16 protein-coding genes are annotated in these 17,391 nt (G+C 39.2%); 5 read left to right on the top strand and 11 right to left on the bottom strand.

What is annotated here, in order from left to right:
• Window positions 1–126: 126 nt before the first annotated feature.
• The 5 genes from RIV7116_RS12400 to RIV7116_RS12380 form a co-directional block, all read right to left on the bottom strand.
• Window positions 127–768 (bottom strand): hypothetical protein, encoded by a 642-nt coding sequence (locus tag RIV7116_RS12400; protein WP_015118643.1) that lies wholly within the window; start codon window positions 766–768, stop codon window positions 127–129.
• A gap of 109 nt (window positions 769–877) precedes the next feature.
• The gene (locus RIV7116_RS12395; RefSeq protein WP_044291780.1) at window positions 878–1,075 is read right to left on the bottom strand and encodes an NAD(P)H dehydrogenase subunit NdhS; all 198 of its coding nucleotides are present in this window, start codon (window positions 1,073–1,075) and stop codon (window positions 878–880) included.
• Between the two features lie 240 nt (window positions 1,076–1,315).
• Window positions 1,316–2,635, bottom strand: a complete 1,320-nt coding sequence (gene rodA, locus RIV7116_RS12390; RefSeq protein ID WP_015118641.1) for a rod shape-determining protein RodA — start codon at window positions 2,633–2,635, stop codon at window positions 1,316–1,318.
• A 103-nt stretch (window positions 2,636–2,738) separates the two neighbouring features.
• Window positions 2,739–3,809, bottom strand: coding sequence for an Mrp/NBP35 family ATP-binding protein (locus RIV7116_RS12385; RefSeq protein ID WP_015118640.1), 1,071 nt, complete (start codon window positions 3,807–3,809; stop codon window positions 2,739–2,741).
• A 161-nt stretch (window positions 3,810–3,970) separates the two neighbouring features.
• A complete protein-coding gene (locus RIV7116_RS12380; RefSeq protein ID WP_015118639.1) occupies window positions 3,971–4,498 on the bottom strand; it encodes a hypothetical protein in 528 nt (175 codons plus the stop codon).
• A 640-nt stretch (window positions 4,499–5,138) separates the two neighbouring features.
• Between RIV7116_RS12380 and hemF the strand changes: the two genes are divergently transcribed.
• Window positions 5,139–6,179 carry an oxygen-dependent coproporphyrinogen oxidase gene (gene hemF, locus RIV7116_RS12375; protein ID WP_015118638.1) on the top strand — a complete coding sequence of 347 codons (1,041 nt, stop codon included), beginning with the start codon at window positions 5,139–5,141 and terminating at the stop codon, window positions 6,177–6,179.
• Window positions 6,180–6,409: 230 nt separating this feature from the next.
• Entirely contained in the window at window positions 6,410–6,778 is a 369-nt protein-coding gene (locus tag RIV7116_RS12370) for an STAS domain-containing protein (RefSeq protein WP_015118637.1), read from the top strand.
• Window positions 6,779–7,009: 231 nt separating this feature from the next.
• Here the strand turns inward: RIV7116_RS12370 and RIV7116_RS12365 are convergent, their stop codons facing one another.
• Window positions 7,010–7,603, bottom strand: coding sequence for a chromophore lyase CpcT/CpeT (locus RIV7116_RS12365; RefSeq protein WP_015118636.1), 594 nt, complete (start codon window positions 7,601–7,603; stop codon window positions 7,010–7,012).
• A gap of 266 nt (window positions 7,604–7,869) precedes the next feature.
• Here RIV7116_RS12365 and psb29 point away from each other — a divergent pair, with 266 nt between their 5' ends.
• Window positions 7,870–8,571, top strand: coding sequence for a photosystem II biogenesis protein Psp29 (psb29, locus tag RIV7116_RS12360; RefSeq protein WP_015118635.1), 702 nt, complete (start codon window positions 7,870–7,872; stop codon window positions 8,569–8,571).
• A 53-nt stretch (window positions 8,572–8,624) separates the two neighbouring features.
• Here the strand turns inward: psb29 and RIV7116_RS12355 are convergent, their stop codons facing one another.
• From RIV7116_RS12355 to RIV7116_RS12345, 3 genes are all read right to left on the bottom strand, one after another.
• A complete protein-coding gene (locus tag RIV7116_RS12355) occupies window positions 8,625–8,990 on the bottom strand; it encodes a phage holin family protein (RefSeq protein WP_015118634.1) in 366 nt (121 codons plus the stop codon).
• 469 nt (window positions 8,991–9,459) lie between these two features.
• Window positions 9,460–10,209 (bottom strand): biopolymer transporter ExbD, encoded by a 750-nt coding sequence (locus tag RIV7116_RS12350; RefSeq protein ID WP_015118633.1) that lies wholly within the window; start codon window positions 10,207–10,209, stop codon window positions 9,460–9,462.
• A 179-nt stretch (window positions 10,210–10,388) separates the two neighbouring features.
• Entirely contained in the window at window positions 10,389–11,174 is a 786-nt protein-coding gene (locus tag RIV7116_RS12345) for a MotA/TolQ/ExbB proton channel family protein (RefSeq protein ID WP_015118632.1), read from the bottom strand.
• Between the two features lie 222 nt (window positions 11,175–11,396).
• Here RIV7116_RS12345 and RIV7116_RS12340 point away from each other — a divergent pair, with 222 nt between their 5' ends.
• Window positions 11,397–11,714: a YkvA family protein gene (locus tag RIV7116_RS12340; RefSeq protein ID WP_015118631.1), complete on the top strand. Its 318-nt coding sequence runs from the start codon at window positions 11,397–11,399 to the stop codon at window positions 11,712–11,714.
• A gap of 180 nt (window positions 11,715–11,894) precedes the next feature.
• The gene (locus RIV7116_RS12335) at window positions 11,895–12,713 is read left to right on the top strand and encodes a sugar phosphate nucleotidyltransferase (RefSeq protein ID WP_015118630.1); all 819 of its coding nucleotides are present in this window, start codon (window positions 11,895–11,897) and stop codon (window positions 12,711–12,713) included.
• A gap of 187 nt (window positions 12,714–12,900) precedes the next feature.
• Here the strand turns inward: RIV7116_RS12335 and RIV7116_RS12330 are convergent, their stop codons facing one another.
• Together RIV7116_RS12330 and RIV7116_RS12325 are read right to left on the bottom strand one after the other, a co-directional pair.
• Window positions 12,901–13,740 (bottom strand): hypothetical protein, encoded by an 840-nt coding sequence (locus tag RIV7116_RS12330; RefSeq protein ID WP_015118629.1) that lies wholly within the window; start codon window positions 13,738–13,740, stop codon window positions 12,901–12,903.
• A 149-nt stretch (window positions 13,741–13,889) separates the two neighbouring features.
• Window positions 13,890–17,123 carry a glycoside hydrolase family 15 protein gene (locus RIV7116_RS12325; protein WP_015118628.1) on the bottom strand — a complete coding sequence of 1,078 codons (3,234 nt, stop codon included), beginning with the start codon at window positions 17,121–17,123 and terminating at the stop codon, window positions 13,890–13,892.
• Between the last annotated feature and the right edge of the window lie 268 nt (window positions 17,124–17,391).

The raw sequence follows: 17,391 nt of genomic DNA, 5'->3' as shown, positions 1-17,391 counted from the left end.
ATCGCAGTTATAGTTGACAGATTTTTTTGAACTACCTTTTTTAAATAAAGATGTGCAAGCGCGAGTGAGGTAAAAAAATAAAAATTATACTTAGAATACCTTAAAAGCTGTTTGTAAATTAACTACCTAAGGATGTATTTGATTCAAAATAAATCGAAGACGGTCGTAATCATCTTTAAGCAACACGCTTAAGTACCGCCCTGCTTCTACTAACCATTGTCGGTCAGCTTTACGCAACTTGTATACATCACGAATTGCTGCTGCACTCAAAGCTTCCACAGGGGCACCGTCAACTGAAAGCAGTATTTGTAAAAAATCAAATTTTTCGGTAAATGTTAATACCGACTCGGAATCACATCTATGAACCGCTTGATGAATCTGCGGCGGACGAGGAGGCAAATACTGGTATATTTTATTATTCTGCCCCTGTTCAAATCCTACAATGGCTGCCCGAAATTCCGTTTTGAGCATGGCGAATATCTGGGGTTGTTCGGAGCGCAAATCTTGCAAGGATAAACCTAAAGCCACAGGCCTATGTACTGAATCTATAGGCATTGTAGTTGCATGATATACAACAGCAAAAACTTTATTCCCTGATTCTTCGTCTACCGAACAAACCCAGCTTCCGAAAGGAGGCATTGCTGGAAAACTTAAATCTTCCGGGTCTAAACACTGTGCTAAAAAATCACAGGTAGCAGTTTCAATCACTTCAGCAAAGTGATTGGGGTGACGATTGTTGTTACTAAACTGCGGTAAAGGAAGGCGCATAAATAAATAATCTGTATCAACTACAAGATGTAAGTTAGGAGTTATGAATTATCAGTTAAAAGATGATAACAAATAATACAAAACTCATAACTCTTGACTTGTAACTAATTTATTTGGCTTTTTTGCGTCCTGCCGTAGGGTCTACAGGCTCTAATTCACTTAGTCTGAAGGTAATTAATTTATCCCAATTACCACCTTCAAATAGTACAGCTACTTTACCGTTGGTTACTCGTTGTACAAGTCCGCTCATGCGGTAATAAGTATCTGCGGGGTTTTTTACACGAACGGTTGCTCCAGGCAAAATCATCATTTTCGCTCTTTTGGGTTATCAATTATCAATTATCAGTTATTAAATATCAATTTTCACCCGGCGGATGTGAATTATCAATTATCTTCCCGCTTGGTGCGGATAATAAGGAATCTTGATTGATTAGATACAGACATCTAAACTCTTTGACTCAGTTGTTAATCCATAACAATATTGTTTATACCTTGTTATTGTATGACCCGAATGTGTCAGGCTTCGCTGACATGGATAATTATTGGGTTAATACTTCTTGAGATTGCGAAAGTTCGCTACTGATTCAACCAATCCTATAGCAATAAAGTTGGATAGCATTGCTGAATTACCGTAACTCATAAATGGTAAAGGTATTCCTGCTACTGGTGCTAACCCTATGGTCATTCCAATATTAACAGCCATCTGGAATACAATCATTGCCAAAACGCCAATTGCTATTAATGAGCCGAAATTATCTTTAGCTGTTAGGGCAACATGCAATAACCTTTGACAAATTAAACAAAATACCAGCAATAATACCAAACAACCGATAAAACCAAATTCTTCCCCAACTGCTGAGAAAATAAAGTCAGTATGCTGTTCGGGCACGAAATTCAACTGAGTCATCGGACCGTTGAACGGACCCCAACCAAACCATTTACCTGCACCAATGGCGATACGAGACTGAATCAAGTGATAGCCGGTACCGAGGGGATCTTGTTCTGGATTTAGAAAGGAGGTGATTCTGCCTTTTTGGTATTCTCTAAGTACGTTGTTCCAAGCAAAGATTCCCAATTCTCCACCTAACAGATTTAAACTTAGCGCACCAATACCTCCCAAACCGAATTTTTTCCCAGGTAGAGTACGCCAGCCTATCAATGCCATAGTCAGAGACCAAATTAACCCCAAAGGTGTAAGGAATATCCCTTTAGCAAGCACTAATGGTTCAGTCCAAGGCCAAGGTATGCTAAATAAAATCGCTGCTACCACTGGAGAAACTAATAGGATTAACCAACCTGGATTGGCATTTGCCCAATAAAGCATTGCTAATACAATCGCGGCAAATACCAATGATGTTGCTAAATCTGGCTGCAAAAATACTAATCCCCAAGGAACTGCCGTTACTGCCAAAGCCCGGAAAAAGTTGGGAAGAGTTGAAGCCGTGCGCTTGTTTAACAGTGCAGCTAAAGTAATAATCGCTCCTATCTTCGCAAATTCTGATGGTTGGACATTGAAACTACCAATACTAATCCAACGTTGCGCCCCTTTAGCACTAACACCTATCGCCATTACTGCAATCAGGCTGGCGTTGGTTAAAGCAAAAGTAACCCAGTGCCACTGTCGAAGAACTTCATAGCAACTGCGGGCTATCAGCAAAGCTATTAAGAAACCGACACTTGCCATTGAGAAGTGCGACAACCACTTAGTTTCTCCTTGGCTTAATTCCGTACTGAAAATCATAAAGCCGCCAAATATGCTGACGGCAATGGGCAGCAAAAATAGCAGTAAGTCTACTTGGTGCCAGGGCTTAAATAAATTCTGCCAGCGATTTCTGTTTCGTGAGTAGCGTGACTTTTTTAGTAACATTTAGTCTTGTTGATACCTGAGCTTATAAAAACTTGATAATTGCGTCTTTTTATCTTTATTCTCAGTACTCAGCCCGCTACCCAGACAGAAACACATAGAATTTTTATGTAAGGGCAGCCACTGATACTTTTCCTGCGATCGCTAAAGAAATTTCTTTTAAAGCAATTGCCGATGCTGATTCTGGGTCGGCTATAACTATAGGAATTCCCTTATCTCCGCCAACTCTTGTAGATATTTCCAACGGTACGCACCCTAACAGAGGTATTCCTAGTTCGGTAGCTGTTTTTAAACCACCACCAGAACCGAAAATATCATACTGTTTTTCTGGCATATCTGGAGGTATAAAATAACTCATATTTTCAATAATCCCCAAAACTGGTACTTTCATCTGCTGAAACATCCGCAAGCCTTTACGCGAATCGAGTAAAGCTACGTTCTGGGGAGTAGTTACTATAACAGCACCAGCAATAGGTACTGCTTGTGTCAATGTCAACTGGGCATCACCCGTTCCTGGGGGCATATCTACAATTAAGTAGTCTAGTTCACCCCATTCCACTTGATATAAAAATTGACGAATTACTCCATTCAGCATTGGTCCGCGCCAAATTACGGGTTGATCTCGGTCGATTAGAAAACCCATTGAAACTAATTTGACACCATGATTGAAAGCAGGTTCTAATATCTCACCTTTTTCACCTTGACGCACGTTAATTTGTGCGGTTTCAAGTCCTAACATTGTCGGGTCGTTAGGTCCGTAAATATCGGCATCTAGCAAACCGACTTTAGCTCCGGTTTGAGCCAATGCTACTGCGATATTGACGGCTACAGTACTTTTACCAACACCGCCTTTACCGCTAGAAACGGCAATAATATTTTTGATTCCAGGTACCCCATTACGGTCGGGTAAGCTTTTCTGTTGGGGTGTTTCTGCCGTAACTTCTATTGATACATCCGCAACTCCCCGAAGCTGTCTCACAGCTTTTTGACAATCTTCGACAATAAATTCTCGTAAAGGGCAAGCAGGTGTAGTCAAAACCAAAGTAAAGCTAACTTTCCCATCTTCGATTTTGACGTTACGAATCATATTTAGTTCTACTAGACTTTTACGAAGTTCCGGGTCTTGTACCGGTCGCAATACATCTAAAACCGAACTTGCACAAAGAACATCTTGCATAGCACTTTCACCCTTGATACTGAAACAATTTTTAACAGAAAAATATTATCTACTTTTATGGGCATAGGGCATAGGGGATGGGGCATGGGAAAGACAAGAAGAAATTAAAACTAATAACTCTTAACTCTTAACTCAATACCTAATTCCCAATTCCCAATTTTTTAAAATTCAAACAATTCGGACTCTAAAGTTGATTTTCTTTTTCTAGATACTGCTTTAATTGCGGCTTCTTCAACTGCTTCGATTAAAGCCCTTGCCACTCTGTCAGCATAGGGGCGAGAAAAAGACCAAACTAGGGGAGACAGCCAACCGCGTAAAGTCACCGAATAAGACAAACAACTACCACAAACTGTGGACTCTATCTTGTAACTAATTCGTTCTTCTACACCGGGAATTGCTAGAATTCGCACGCTTAGAAGTTCCCTTGGATTGACATGTTCGACAAAAATGCGGATTGGAATTGGTGAAAGACGGGTTACTGCTTTGTAAATTAATCCTGGCTTGGGTACTAATCCATAAGGCACGTTAGTACTTTTAAATAATGGGTGCCAGGAAACGTCTGCCAAATCAACTACCTTATGCCATATTTCATCTACAGAAGCAGAACTAATTTCGCGATAACTTCGTACTAGAGAAACGCAAACTCGACGACGCTTGCGGTTGATAAATTTTGAGAACCAACCTTGCATTCTCTTAATCCTCCTGGCTACACACTTTGCTAAGTCCTTTCAATTGGGTAACTTTAACTGTTTCTAGTTAATTTTGTGAATAGAGCTTTCTTAAATCTTTACCTGTCAAATATTTTCATACAAAGTCAAACTACTTTAAATGAATTAATTTAACTATTAACTATTTTGATGATCTTGAAATGGACGTAAATGACGTAAATATTTTTTAAGGCAAGATTCACCCATCAGTACTTTTGTGCAAAATTAATAACAACAATTTGTGCTTTAAACGGCATTAGTTCAACTTCAGCTTGATTGACGAACTCGCCTTCCCCTTGAAGACACAGGTAAGTATTTGCTTGATTATTCGATGTCTTTTAGAGGTAATGACCCTTCAATTGTGCAGCCGCTTACAGCATATTGTTACAGAATTCAGTCTCAATATTGGGGTAATCACATTAAAAAGTTGCAAAAAGTTAACCTGCGTTATCAGCCTATACCTATTTGAGGGAGAATAACTTTATTCACGTTACCGGAAAATTACGTGGATTATTTATATTCCCAAAGTTTTTACGTGTGAGTAGAACTGACTGGGGAATTTCACAAGCCGAGCAGTTCAAAATAATATAAGTAAAAATCGTCTTACAAGGTTTACAAATTTATGTTGACATCGCCAACCTCCCCCAAGTCGTCTTCTTCTCAATCTTTGCCGCCATCCGATGCTAAAGCTAGAGTTAGCCAGTTTATGAAGCAGCTACAAGATGAAATTTCTCAAGCTTTAGCTGACCTTGATGGTACTGGAAATTTTCAAGAAGACAGTTGGGAGCGCGCCGAAGGCGGTGGAGGACGTTCGCGAGTTTTACGTGAGGGTGCAATATTTGAACAAGGTGGCGTCAATTTTTCTGAAGTTTGGGGTTCTAATTTACCACCTTCAATTTTGTCTAACCGTCCGGAAGCCGCAGGGCATAAATTTTATGCCACGGGTACTTCTATGGTGTTGCACCCCCGCAATCCTTACGTCCCCACCGTTCATTTGAATTATCGCTACTTTGAAGCTGGTCCGGTTTGGTGGTTTGGTGGCGGTGCTGACATGACCCCTTACTATCCTTTCGCTGAAGATGCGACTCATTTTCATCAAACTTTTAAGCAGGCTTGCGATAATCATCACCAAGAGTATTACCCAGTGTTCAAACGCTGGTGCGATGAATATTTTTACCTCAAGCATCGTCAAGAAACTCGGGGTGTCGGAGGTTTATTCTTCGATTACCAAGATGGAAGAGGCAGTTTGTATCGCGGTCCCCATGCTGATAAAGATGCAGCTAAATACAGTAATGAAATTGGTGAATTACCTTCAAGAGATTGGGAAGAAATATTTGCCTTTATACAAGAATGTGGCAAAGCATTTTTACCCGCTTATTTACCAATCGTCAAAAAAAGACATCCCATAGAATATGGCGATCGCCAGCGAGATTTTCAGTTATACCGTCGGGGTCGGTATGTAGAATTTAACTTGGTTTATGACCGGGGTACGATTTTTGGTTTACAAACTAACGGACGTACTGAGTCTATTTTGATGTCCTTGCCACCATTGGTACGCTGGCAATATGGGTATAAGCCGGAACCAAATTCCCCGGAGGCAGAATTGTACGAAACCTTCCTCAAGCCTCAAGATTGGGTCAACTGGAATCAGAGACATACTTAAATAATGTGAGTTAAACTACTAAAGATACCATCTGTGCTAGGTGACATTTAAGGCTGTAGCTTGTTATTCTCTAGCTACGGCATTAACAATTTTTGTTACTGAAGAATTTATTAATTATATATATAAGTAAATTTTAAAGTAGCTATAGATTATTCTTATCAGATTCACCAATATTGTGCAGAAATAGCCGTATCTAATTAGTCAGTTTGAAGAGTGCTAGGGGAAAACTCGTGATTCATATAGAACAAAAAAGTTTTACAACTCAGGACGGAAATACTGTTATCGTTTTATCACCTACTGGTCGTTTAGACATTACTACGGCGTGGCAGTTTCGTTTAAAGCTACAAGAATGTATCTCTAAACTAAGCCCTCATGTGGTTGTAAATTTGGGACAGGTGAACTTTATTGATAGTTCCGGTCTGACTTCTTTGGTTGCCGGTATGCGAGATGCAGACAAGGTAAAGGGTAGTTTCCGTATTTGTAACGTACATCCAGAAGCAAAACTGGTATTTGAAGTAACTATGATGGATACGGTATTTGAAATATTTGAAACTGAAGAGGAAGCTTTAGAAGGTGTACCTCGCAGTATCGCTAGCTGAAAATAAATTAGGAGTGAGGAGTGAATTTAGTTGAAAAAAACCAGTTATATCAGAACGTTACTAAACTTCATTTGTTTTTAGCCAATAAAAATGACCATAAACAGTCATAAACACATTTGTTTTAAATATAGAATATGAATGTGCTTTTAGCTCCTGATTCCTAACTCTTAATCTCTAAATCGTAATTTTTCACTTTTAACTCTTAACTCCTAAATTTTTGAAAATTTTTTTTCAAAACTGCTGCAGCTTGGTGTAGCGATAAGGACCCATAATTGCTCCCCAAGTTGCTTTTCCGGTTGCTGAATCTATTCCTTTGTCATAACTAACAAATTCTTTTTGGGTTGCTTCAAATCCTAATGAAACTTCTATGGTGTTGCCAGCATAATTAAATTTGCAACGAGTATCTGGTAACGGTTTTGCAATAAATTTGTATTGGTTTTGGGCTAAGTTAACTGTATTCATCATTAGAACACATCCCGGAAGTAAATCTAATTTGTCGGGAGTTAAAGCATTAAGTAATGTATCATCGCGACCTGCGCCCCGCCATGCAGTCGGGTCTTTAAACATATAATATTGAACTTTAAAGCATCCATCGCCGCTCATAGGTGTAATTCTTAGCAAGCGCTGACGGTAAGGCTGTTCTAGATTAAGAATATTTGCTTGCTCGGCAAATAAGGCTAGGCTGTCTTCTTGAAATAAAGACACAGTCCTTTGCCACATCAGCAAATTAACGTACCAGGCAGGTTCTGTCATTGCTTGTTCTTTATTCTCAAACTCACCTGCTAAGTAATTTGCTAACACGTTTAAATTTGGCGAAGAACTCATAAATACAAATTAAAGATTAAACTATTATAAATATGAGTTGATTATATAGTGAAAGGGGTTTGTATTACATTCGCCACACTTAAAACGTGGCCGTAAAATTTTTTGCTATAGCCTGAAACAACCATTTGTAAAAGTGTAATTGCTTCTAGCCAATTGAGGATACATTCTTCTTCCGTCGTAATCGTTCATTAACCATTACTTGGCAAAGTCGCCTACAAGCGCGAGAATAAGTTTACATTGCCCTTAAATTTCATACAAATTTCTTCGTGAATAACGTCCGTACTGTTTCTGAAACAAAAAGAACTTTCTACAGCCTTCACACCCGTCCAATCAACACGATTTATCGTCGGGTGGTAGAAGAGCTAATGGTAGAAATGCACCTACTCGGTGTAAATGCCGATTTTAAGTATGACCCGATTTATGCTTTGGGTGTAGTAACTACTTTCGACCGATTTATGCAGGGTTACAACCCCGAGGAAGACAAAGAATCGATTTATAATGCTTTGATTAAGTCTGTGGAAGAAGATCCACAAAAATACAGACATGATGCTAAAAGGTTGGAAGATTTAGCTAAAAGCACAACGGGAAAAGATTTAGTTAGCGATTTAAGTCAGCGACGCTTAGCTAATGATTCTGAATTACAAGGATTATTAGAAGGTATCGCGAACAATTCTTCGTTTAAATACAGTCGTTTATTTGCAATTGGTTTATATACTTTATTGGAATCGTCAGATCCAGAAATGGTTAAAGACGAAAAACTCCGCAATGAAGCTTTGAAAACTATCGCAGCAGGCTTGAATTTATCGGAAGACAAGTTGAGCAAAGATTTAGATTTATACCGCTCTAACTTAGACAAAATGGCACAAGCTGCCATAGTAATGGCAGATATGATTGCAGCAGATCGTAAAAGACGCGAGCAACGCGCTCAGAAATCTGAGACTAAAGTTTCCCCTCCGAGCCAAGAATGACTCATAAATAAGTTAGGAGATAAATCGAGGTTTATTACTCCTAACTTTAGAGCTTAAAGAGGTAAAACAGAGTAAATTAAGCTGCTAACAACTGAGAGTGTTAGCGCTCCCATTATTGCGCTCCAAATTCCGTAACGTAAGCGGAATCCTTGTACTAAAAAAGCTGCAATCCCGAAACAAATTACGGAAATAATAAAGGTAAAAATACCTTGAAATAAAGTTAGCGTGAGAAGATTTGGTATTGCAAAAATTAATTTTAAAATTGGTTTAACTAATACAGTCACAATACCAAGAACAGCGGCTGAAATGAAGCTCTTTTTTAAAGAATCAACTTCAACTCCTATCAATGGAATTTTGCTGATAACTAAAAAGCTAATGGCTGTTATTAACCAGGCAATCAAAAGTGTCGCGATATTCATTTGAACAACTCCTATAAAATCAATGGAAAGAAGCTAGCAAATATTCGGTTTTCAAACAGAAAATCGGACATGGGAGATTGATGATTATTATAGCGTTTGGGAGTTTCCGCTAGATAGAAGGATTGACTACAATCGGGTTAAAGGAAGTTAAAAGCTAGGAGTGGCAAGTAGTTCTTCAGGAGGAACAAGTACAGTTATAGGAACTGAGGCAGAAACTCCCTGCCCGTGCGCGCTGTTGATGCAACTACGCACGAGAGTAGCTCCCCAAGGACACTGCTTTGTCACCGTAACTGTTTCACCAATGGCGAGTTAGGAGCTAATAGTAAGAAACCGATTTGTTTTACTAAGGCACTTACAGATAATAAAATGTCCCACCGTCAGTGTCGCCTTTCAGGCGACACCCCAGTATATCTAGGTTTTGACCGGAATATTTGTAAAACGGTTGGGACATTTTATTTCTTGGATCTCCTTAAGGACTAGGATTAGTGCCGCTAGGCGCAGCTGGTGCAACAGTTGTTTGAGGTGCTGGTGCCGTCGTGGGTGCGGATGCGGGAGGAACTGTTCTAGTATTTCCGCTAGGAATTCTAGGAGGAGTTCCTTGCCCGGTTTGGGGTTGATTGGGAATAGTAGGAATAGGTAGTTGAGTACTGCCGGGGGGTAAGTTAAGGTTAGGATTATTTTGGGGTAAATTAGGAGAAAGCGGTGAAGTATTTGGGAATGGCAATGCTCCACCAGGTGTAGCGCCAGGATTGATAGGTAAAGTGGGGATTGGCTGCAATGGATTTGCAGGCTGTTCTTCAGAGCCAGGTATAATTGCTAAAGATACCCTGTCACCACCCACTTGTCGCAGCAGATCTAAGATTTCAATTACATCATTGTAAGTAGCCGATCGCGAAGCATATAGCACTAAAGTTCCTTTCGGATTTTCTGCTAGGTAGTTCTTTAAAATACCTCCTAATTGCTGTGGCTGTACCGGATTTTTTTCTACATAAATTTGACCGACTGCATCAATAGTTACGGGTAAAATTTCTCGTTCTGTCTGCGGCTGTACGCTAGATGTCGCAGTGTTAGCTTGGGGTAAATCGATGTTAATGGATTGTTGGCGAGTAAATTGTAAAGATGCCAAAATAAAGAATACCAAAATGCAGAAAACAACGTCGATTAACGGAATAATTTGAACTTGAACTTCTTCGGTTGGATTATTTAGATTTATTTTCATCTGTTGATTTTCACTACATTGTTAGGAATATGAATCGTATTGAAGGCAGGTACTTTTTATTGCCGCTCAAAGTAATAGCAAGTGCGGGCGTAAACTTATAAAGAAAAAACACGGCGTTGCAGATGACTAAGTTTACGCAGTGTGTGGAGTTTGTATTACTAATTACGAGTTGTAAAGAATTACTTATCTTCAGATTCAGGTGATTCAGATTCTGTTGTTTGAGGAGGTTCGGAAAACTTGTTTTTCCCTCGCTTACGGGGGCTTTTAGTATTTTCCTGCTTGGTATCTTTTTCTCCTACAATTACTTCAGATAGGGCTTTACGAGTAGGTCTTAGATTAGTATCAGTTGGAGGAAACTGGCGATAAAGCAGCTCCATTTCATTCCCAGCCTGACGAAAAACTTTGACTTGATTAACTAATAAAGCTTGAAAGTATCGATAGAAAATTAAGCTGACGATCGCAACTACAAGTCCAGCCGCGGTACTGTATAGCGATTCACCAATACCAGTAGTGACTCCGGCACTAGCTTCCGTACCTAAATCGGAAATTTTAATTGATTCAAGAGATTGAATCAAACCCCAAACTGTACCAAATAATCCCAACAAAGGAGCAACGGCAATTACCAACTCTAAAACTTTTTCGCCGCGACGCATCAAAGCTAATTCGTTTTCTGCCGTTGATTCAAGTGCCAATCTAAAAGTTTCGGAGTCTCTTCTTGGTAAACTTAAAGGCGCATAGAGAAACCTGCCTATAGGTTGACGATCTGCTCGTTCGGCAATTTCGGTAGCTACCCCCCAATCATCACGAGCTGCATCTAATACGCGGTCAACAATCTTTCTTTCTTGAGTTAAAATTCTTAGCCAAAACCATAGTCGCTCGAAAATTACGCTTAAAGATAAAATCGAGAAAAAAAGCAAAGGCCACACTACAGGACCTATCTTACGTACAATATCTTCAATATTCATGGCTTATAGTCTCCTCCGTTCATCCTCAACCAAATATTTCACACCACTTTAATTTTAGAGATTAATGCACAAGTTCTACATTTTTGTGAACTATCCTATATTGGAGTTTTGCCAAACTGACTGGAATTCGGTAGCATATTCCATACCATAATAGGGCGGTTATTCCCACAGGAAGTTTAGGTCATATTTTGTCAAAATTAAAGGTATGTTGAGGTTAAAAATATGAATTTCTCAATTCAATCAGTTTACGAATGGTATCGTGGTTTGATTCGCAATCCCAAGTACCGCTGGTGGGTACTTTTGGGAACTTTAGTATATTTTGTTAGTCCGCTGGATGTGATTCCGGATATTTTCCCGATTGTCGGACAAATTGACGACGTTTTTCTGTTAACACTATTAGTTAGCGAATTCTCACAATTGCTTATCGAAGGCTTTAAAGCACGCAGGGGAGTTACAGATTCAGAAACAGCAGCTAATACTTCTGAAGATACTACTACAAGCAAAGGTACTATTGATGTTGATGCTGTTTCTGTAAAATAGTTTCTATAGCGAAATAAAATGATTATAGCCTCCTTTTTCTGCTTAGCAATGCGCCGAGAAAGGGGGATATTTTTTTCAGTGAACAGTTAGGAATTAGGAGTTAGGAGTTATGAGTAGCGAGTCGCAAGTAGTAAATTACTAATTATAGTTGTTCTCCTTGTCTCCCCATCTCTGTCTACTATGAAAAAACGTTCTCTTATCGGATTAATCCCTGCTGGTGGAAAGGCTACGCGGATTTCTCCTTTGCCTTTGAGTAAGGAATTATATCCCGTAGGTTTTCGAGGTGACGGTGATATTGAAATAAATAATCAAAACAATAATCAAAATAATTTACGTCCTAAAGTTGTTTCTCACTACTTGCTGGAAAAAATGCAGCTAGCAGGTATTGATAAAGCTTATTTTATTTTGCGTGCGGGGAAGTGGGATATTCCAGCATATTTTGGTGATGGTGAAATGCTGGCGATGAATTTAGGATATCTAATCATGGGTTTACCTTATGGGGTTCCTTTTACTTTAGATAGTGCTTATGCTTTTGTAAAAGATGCTGTGGTGGCGTTGGGTTTTCCCGATATTTTGTTTGAACCTCAAGATGCTTATATAAAAATATTGAAACGTTTGGAATCAAATAATGCTGATGTAGTTTTGGGGCTATTTCCTACCGATAAGCCTCAAAAAGCGGGGATGGTTGATTTTGATGATGCGGGTAAGGTTCGTTCAATAATTGAAAAGCCACCACAGACAGATTTACGTTTTATGTGGGCAATTGCTGTTTGGAAACCTAAGTTTACTGAGTTTCTACACGAGTATTTAATTGCTGTTAAAGAAGATATTAATTTACCAAATTTGCCGGAAATTCCGATTGGTAATGTAATTCAAGCTGCTATTAGTAAAGGCTTGCAAGTGGAAGCGGAAGCTTTTGTAGATGGTAGTTATTTGGATATTGGGACTCCGGATGATTTGATTACAGCAGTAAGAAGGTTTGCTGGTGATTTTGATTAACTTATCTTGGGAAACGCCAAGGTACGCGGAGGTTTCGCAAAGTTTCGCAGAGGAGAGATATTAATTAATTGCTTCTCTCCCTAAGTTTCTTTCCTCTGCGCTCTCTGCGCGCTACTTGCTACAACGCGGGGAACCCGCACAACGCAGTGGCTTCTCTCTGCGGTTTTTTTAAATCGGTAACTTTCTGCTAAAAATTGATTAATCTTTGTAATTCTTCTAAAGAATTAACAGTTTTTACACCTCTTTGAATCACCTTTAACTCTTCTAAATTGGTAATTTGAGAGATTTGTGGCATTAATTGCAATCCTTCTGAGCCGAATTTGATTTCTAAATCAAGTTCGATACCAGATATTATTCCTCTTCTTTCACCTTCTCCTAAAATCTGCTGATACCAAGGAGATTCGGTTAATATTGCCATATCCCACCTCATTATTTGTTGAACAAGTGCGCTATCTAATACGAAGGTAGCAAAGAAAGCTAAAACTGTTTCTAGCTGGTTTAAATTCTCATCAGCGCGAAGCTTTTGTAATGCTTGCTGTATGGTTGATTCTTCTGCACCATCTTTAAGAATTGGCACGAATGGTAGTAAAGAAGATAAGTTTTCCTCAAATGCGAGATTAGCATCAACTTCCCATAGGTTAATTACGCGATAATCTTGACGTGCTGTTATTCCGGCAAATTCTGATTGGTAGGTTGTAGGTATTTCTGTTTCGCTGACTTTGAGAATGTTAATTAATACGGGATAAACGGGAAGATTATATTTTTCTTCTGCTAATGAGATATACGCCCGCATTCGTTTAGGCATTTCGGCTTTATAGCGCAATTGTAACTCCTTGAGAGCTAGAAATTCCCCGTATTGATCGCTTTGAGCGCGGATGAGTACGTCGGATTCTCTGCTTATCCATTGAAATTCGGAGTCGAGAATTTCGGTTGCTGTAATGTCGGGGATTTGAGTTACCCATTTCACCCAGTTTTCTGGTGAGAGGCTAATAATTCTTTTACTGCTGATGTCAGCGGTTTTTGTCATGAAGGTAGATGCATTCGACGAGAGATAATGATTTTAATCTCTGGAGGGAAGAAATTACTTAGTAGGTTGGGTTAGACGCATTTTTAAAGTTATCTTTAATAACATAATTATTTGTGCGTCTAACACACCCTACAATCTACAAGAAGAAATTAAACTTCTACTTCAGCTTCACTAACTGCGAATTCTTCACCAAATTCTGTTAAGAATCTAAAGGCTTCAACAAAATTTCTGGCACATTCTTGGGGAGAAGTGTTGTAAAAATAGCGCCATGCTGCGGCTTTGTCTTCGTCGTATTTATCTTTTCTTTCTGGTTGATTGTTTAACCAGTTCAAGCGCACTGCGTGACCAATTAATACATCTAAGACAATATATCCACTGATTTGTAATTCTGGATTGTTTTTGGCGATCGCCGCTAGTTCCATTAAGGCTTCAACGTTTGCTTGGCGGTATTCTGGAGCTTCGATTTTGTTTAATAAGTGTTCTACGCGCAGGGCAAAGTTCTTTTCTCCGGCTGTCATTTCCGATATCAGTGTTTTGCCGTCTAAGCGGTTGCGGCGCTCTAATTTATCGCCGATTACTAAGCCTTTGCAGTGGTGCATTAGTTCCCAAACTTTCTCGAAAAAGTCTTCTGGTACGCGGTTGATGGCTCCTTCTGCTTGCCGATATCTTCGCCAACCTCCTTCTGGTACATCTATTTTGTCTAAGCTAATTGGCTGCAATATCCAATCTATTTCGTTTTCTTTCTGCTTGACGTGCAGGGATTCTTGCTGGCGTAATAGCTGATTCATGCCAGAATATTCCAACAAACAATCTTTCAATCGGGTTTTTACTTCAAAGGGCGATCGCTGCATTAAGTTTTCGTAAGCTTCGTCTTGAGTAATATTTTCCTCCCTAGCAAGTTGACTAGTAATAAATAAGATTAGATAGCCGATTTTCAAGGTAATTAAGCCTTGAAATAATTCTGGTTCGGAATTGATTAAGGTACGCAAATAAACTAAAATTTCTTGAGTTAAAACCCCATCTCGAACATCTTCGCGACAGAAATTTCTGATTTTCTCGACTATTTCTTTATGGGAAAGCGGTACTTTGATTAATGATGCTTCGCTGTAAGCTCTGCCAATTACAATTTGCTTACCGCGTGCTAAAAGGCTTGTGACTATATCCGATAAGCGCATATCTGCCATTTGTAGCAATCCGGCAGCTCGACGTACTACTGCCCAAAGTCCGATTTCACCGGCTTTGTAGTAAACTTCGTCAAGCAAATTCGATACTGGTATGCTATTTCCGGGTTCGCCAAAGCCAGTATCGAAGTTAAGCCCTTTCAATCTGGTTAATGTCTGCAATAATTCAATTTGTTCGTAAAGATTATCTGAGGAGCGCAAAGAATCAAGCAAGAATTCTAGATTAGTTTCACATTCCATTTGGAATTCTTGGGTATGTTCTAATATCCAGTTGTTTTCTGGATTAAAAATTAAATAGGAACTGCGGGGAGCAATTTTTGTAACTGCTGATTTGGGAAACTCGAAGTTTTGCTGTAAATTAACTCTTTGAATGTTAGCAGTAAGCATTAACTGATTGAGTCTTCCCAATTTCACCGGCACGCCGTCGCAAATACCTTCTCTTAATTCTTCCATTAATGATAATAATGCTTCGCTACCAGTTTCTAACATGGTACGAGTTAACATTAAAGTTAATGTCGGACGACCTAAATCGCTCCAATATTTTTGAATGTAAGCTAGTTCGCTTTTGAGATGAGCGACGAGAAAGTGATAATCTAAGGTTAAGTAAAACTGTTCTGCATCTAGAAAAGAAGGTAAAAATACAACATTTTCGTTACCGATGCGGAAAATTCTCGAAGTAGTTAAACTTCTAGGTAGTCTTGGCGGTCTTCCAGTTAAATCAAGTTTTTTATTACGTCCTATTCCTTGATAAATTGCAATCAAATCTGCTGATTGCCTAACTTGAATTGGTTTAATTTGCAATAAAGTTTCCGTTTGAATTCCGCGAACAGCTAATTGAGCCTGTAATTCTTCATCTTCTGCTAATAAAGCAATTTGTACTATGGGTTTTCGCTCTCTTCCTACAGATAAATATCTGCCCAAGGGGTCAATATCTCCCACAGAAAGCAGTTTTTCACTCAACATTTGTCCGAGAAAATACAAACTTTGCGCCCACACCAAAGGAACGTTTTCGTTGGGTAAACGTTTTTGAGTTCCCGGTGCTTGCTTCTCAGCTTCGATATTTTCTTTGGGTACGTAATAAACTTCCGGTAGCAAACGCATATTATCGCGTTCGACTAGGGTATATGACAAACTTTGCTGATAATGCTTGATTCTATCCTGTTCGCCGCGAAATAAGGCATCTAAATGTAAATAAGTAAAAAATAACGGCCATTCACATTCGATATGCTCGAATTGCTTCAGTTCGCTAGGTTCGTAGTGCAAGCGGTGACTGTCTTCTAAAACTGTTTGATGCCCGTCGCGTAAAAACCTCTTGCAACCGTAATTACCTTCTAATTTACTGACTATCTCATCTAAAGTGCGCTGACGTAAACTTTCATCTTCCACAGCAAAAGCAGGAAAACTAATTACGCTCAAAAGTGCTGCATCGATTTCTTTTGAAGCCGATTCTCTAGGCAATAAATATTCTAAAGTGATGCGAGCGCGGGCGATTTCATCCGGCAGCACGTGAATTACCGATGCTTTACTTCCATGTACACCAAATAAATCCAGTCCGTTGATTGCTTCTAAGGCAGCTTTTGCCATACCTACAGAACTTGCATTTAATTCTGCATTACCATGATTAATTTTGTTACCCCGCTCCCAAATTCCATAATCTGGGGTGCGGTAAGCTCGTCCGATATAGTAAACCAGGTTTTGCACAAAATCTACTTCATCAAGAGTGTAAACTAACTGCACCCCCGAAGCTGTCATCTGAGCCAACATCAATAAGAAAATAGATGTTGCGTCAAGCTGTAAATGCCCCCATTCATCATCGCCGACGACAATATCGCCAGTTGCAGTATTATATTTGGCGTGTAAAGCATCCAAAGGCGATTGGGTGTGTTTAAATTTTTCGACTTTACCCGCTTGTCGCATCATCGAGAATAACAATCCTCGCATCAACTTGATAACGCTGTGTTCTAATTCGTAAGCGCGTCCCTTATCTTCATCTACCTTGCGATAAGCTAACGCTAATCCCCAAACCGCTAAAATACTGTAAACGTTATCCCGTACCCATGCGTCTGTATAGTCTCCGTGGGCAGTTATCGCTGTTGAAGCGGGGAGCAAACCAGTAATCGGATTTTGACGCGAAAGAATAATAGTCTTGACTTGCTGATAATAATATTCTAGCCGGGGAAGTAACTGTAAAGTTCTAAACATAATCTAACGATAGATAAATCTTGGCGGGGTTTTATCCCCATAACCATCAACTAAATTTTAAAAGCTAAAACAGCATATTTTATAATATTTCAACTAACAGTATTACAAACCCCTGTTAATAATTGCTTAGATAAAACGCAAAATTCTTGTTTTGAAGATAACAAGCTGGCAAACAGTAAATATTGCAATTTTGTCTCCCGATTGTCAACAAGTGTAGATATTAAATTTTCAAATCCGTAGATTAGAAAATATTAAAAACTTATTTTTT

Origin of the sequence: Rivularia sp. PCC 7116 (assembly GCF_000316665.1) — a bacterium.
GTDB lineage: Bacteria > Cyanobacteriota > Cyanobacteriia > Cyanobacteriales > Nostocaceae > Rivularia.
This window is presented reverse-complemented; position numbering and strand designations above follow the sequence as displayed.